Origin of the sequence: Mesorhizobium sp. M7A.F.Ca.CA.004.06.1.1 (assembly GCF_003999135.1) — a bacterium.
Lineage (GTDB): Bacteria > Pseudomonadota > Alphaproteobacteria > Rhizobiales > Rhizobiaceae > Mesorhizobium.
In genome coordinates, this window is the sequence record NZ_RZPQ01000865.1 from 1 (window position 1) to 2301 (window position 2301).

At 63.1% G+C, this 2301-nt stretch carries 3 protein-coding genes; all 3 read left to right on the top strand.

Annotated elements, in window-relative coordinates:
• The first annotated feature begins 59 nt into the window (after positions 1 to 59).
• Positions 60 to 1004, top strand: coding sequence for a substrate-binding domain-containing protein (locus tag EN906_RS31360; RefSeq protein WP_127267574.1), 945 nt, complete (start codon positions 60 to 62; stop codon positions 1002 to 1004).
• A gap of 82 nt (positions 1005 to 1086) precedes the next feature.
• Positions 1087 to 2067: an ABC transporter permease gene (locus EN906_RS31365; protein WP_245465924.1), complete on the top strand. Its 981-nt coding sequence runs from the start codon at positions 1087 to 1089 to the stop codon at positions 2065 to 2067.
• Positions 2068 to 2069: 2 nt separating this feature from the next.
• Positions 2070 to 2301 (top strand): ATP-binding cassette domain-containing protein (locus EN906_RS31370; protein ID WP_127375653.1); only part of this gene is annotated, 232 nt, incomplete at its 3' end.

The window sequence follows — 2301 nt, forward strand, 5'->3', positions numbered from 1 at the left end:
TCCTGCGCCATTGCCGGCGGTGCATCCGGCTTGGAAGCAACAACAAGGGAGGAATTGCAGTGTTGAAATTCGGATTGAAACTGGCAGCGGCCGCGACTGTGTTCGCGGGCATCGCATTTGCCTCGCCGGCAATGGCGCAGGATGGCCAGAAGACGTTCTATCTGCTGTCGCATGGCGGTCCGTCGGATGCGTTCTGGCTGGACTGGAATGCCGGCGCGACCAAAGCCTGCGACCAGCTCAAGGTGACCTGCAAGATCTCCTTCAGCGGCGGCGACATGGCGGCGCAGAAGGAGGCCTTCAATTCCGCGCTTGCGGCCAAGCCCGACGGCATCGCCACCACCTCGGCCCAGCCGGGCCTGTGGACCGAGGAAGTGAAGGCTGCCAAGGCGGCCGGGATCCCGATCGTGTTCTTCAACACAGACGATCCGGCGACCGGACGGCAGGCCTATGTCGGCGCCGATCTCAAGGAGGCGGGGGTCATCTGGGCCAAGTATCTTGTCGACCACAAGATGGTGAAGCAGGGCGACAAGGTGTTCCTGCCGGTGGAAGTGCCTGGCGCCAGCTATCAGCAGCTGGAGACCGAAGGCATCGCCAGCGTCTTCGATCCGTTGGGGATCAAATATGATGTGGTCGATTGCGGCACCGACCCGGCCGGCATCATTGCCAAGATGACCGACTATATGGTGGCCAACAATCCGCCGGCGATCATCGCGCTCGGCGATTCCGTCGCGGCCAGCGTCAAGCGGGTGTTCGACGGCGCCGGTGTGCCGGCCGGCAAGATCCCGGTCGTCGGCTGGGGCAATTCGAAGGAAACCGCGGAAGCCGTGAAGTCCGGCTTCGTCAACGCGGCCGCCTGGCAGTTTCCGTCTGCGCAAGGCTTCATGCCGGTGGCGCTGCTCGGGCTCGCCGCGTCGGGCGAACCGATCGGCTACGACATCCATACTTTCAGCCTCTACGACGCCTCGAGCGTCGAACCGATCCTGAAACTCTACGACACGAAGTGAAAACCGGTGCCCGCGGCGCAGGCCGCGGGCACCATTTCAAAGCATGGTTCAAGCAGTCATGATGATCGCCGCAGAAGACGAAATGCCTGTCGGGAAACGTAGATCGAGCCTTATGCGCTCGCCGCAATTCTCCTCGCTCGTCATCCTCATTGTCCTGCTCGCGGTGTTCGCCATCGCCGATGCCAATTTCCTGTCGCCGCTCAACATCTCCAACATGATGGCGTTCCTCCCCGAGCTCGGCATTATCGCGCTCGGCATGACGCTGCTTCTGACGGCGGGCGAATTCGACCTGTCGGTTGGTGCCGTGTTCGGGCTGGCGCCGGTCGTCGTCATGCTTCTGGTGCAGAACGGAGGCGTCGATATCGGCATCGCGCTTCTGGCCGGGCTTCTGCTGTGCATCGCCATCGGCGCCATCAACGGGCTGATCGTCACCAAGATCGGCATTTCGTCCTTCCTGGTCACGCTGTCCATGCTGCTCGTGGTGCGCGGGGCGGCGCTCTACATCACGCAGGGCTTTCCGCTGAAATCCTGGGACCAGCCAGGCTTTTTCGTCACGCTGCTGGCCGGCAGCTTCAATGTCGGGTCGTTCCGGTTCTACACCTCGCTGTGGTGGTTCATCGGTCTCTCGCTGCTGGCGATCTACGTGCTGCGCTATGCCAAGCTCGGCAACTGGATCAGCGCCATCGGCTCCAACCGGAACGCGGCGGTGGCGCGCGGCGTGCCGGCGGACGCCGTCAAGGTGTGGCTGTTCATCCTGACTTCGGTCCTTGCGGGACTGGCCGGCATGATCAGCGCCTTCCGCATCTCGGCCGCCTCACCGGTGGCCGGCACCGGCTATGAGCTCGAAGTGATCGCCATGGTGGTGGTCGGCGGCACGGCGCTGACCGGCGGACGCGGCACGATCCTCGGCACCATCGTCGGCGCGCTGATGCTGCGCGCGATCCGCAACGGCATCGTGCTGATCGGCGTGCCGGGCCTCGCCTACAACATCTTCGTCGGCCTCATCATCCTCGCCATGCTCATCCTGCACGCTTTGCTGCAGAAGAACGCCGCAAGGGGCTGACGATGGAAGTTCTCCGGCTGCAGAATCTGCAAAAATCCTTCGGCAGCGTTCGGGCGCTGAAGAATGCGTCCTTTGCTCTCAAGGAGGGTGAGGTGGTGGCCTTGCTCGGAGACAATGGCGCCGGCAAATCGACGCTGATCAAGGCGATTTCCGGTGTGTTTCCGATCGACCGTGGCGACATCTATGTGCGCGGCGAGAAGGTCTCGATCCGCTCGACGCGCGATGCCATGGACC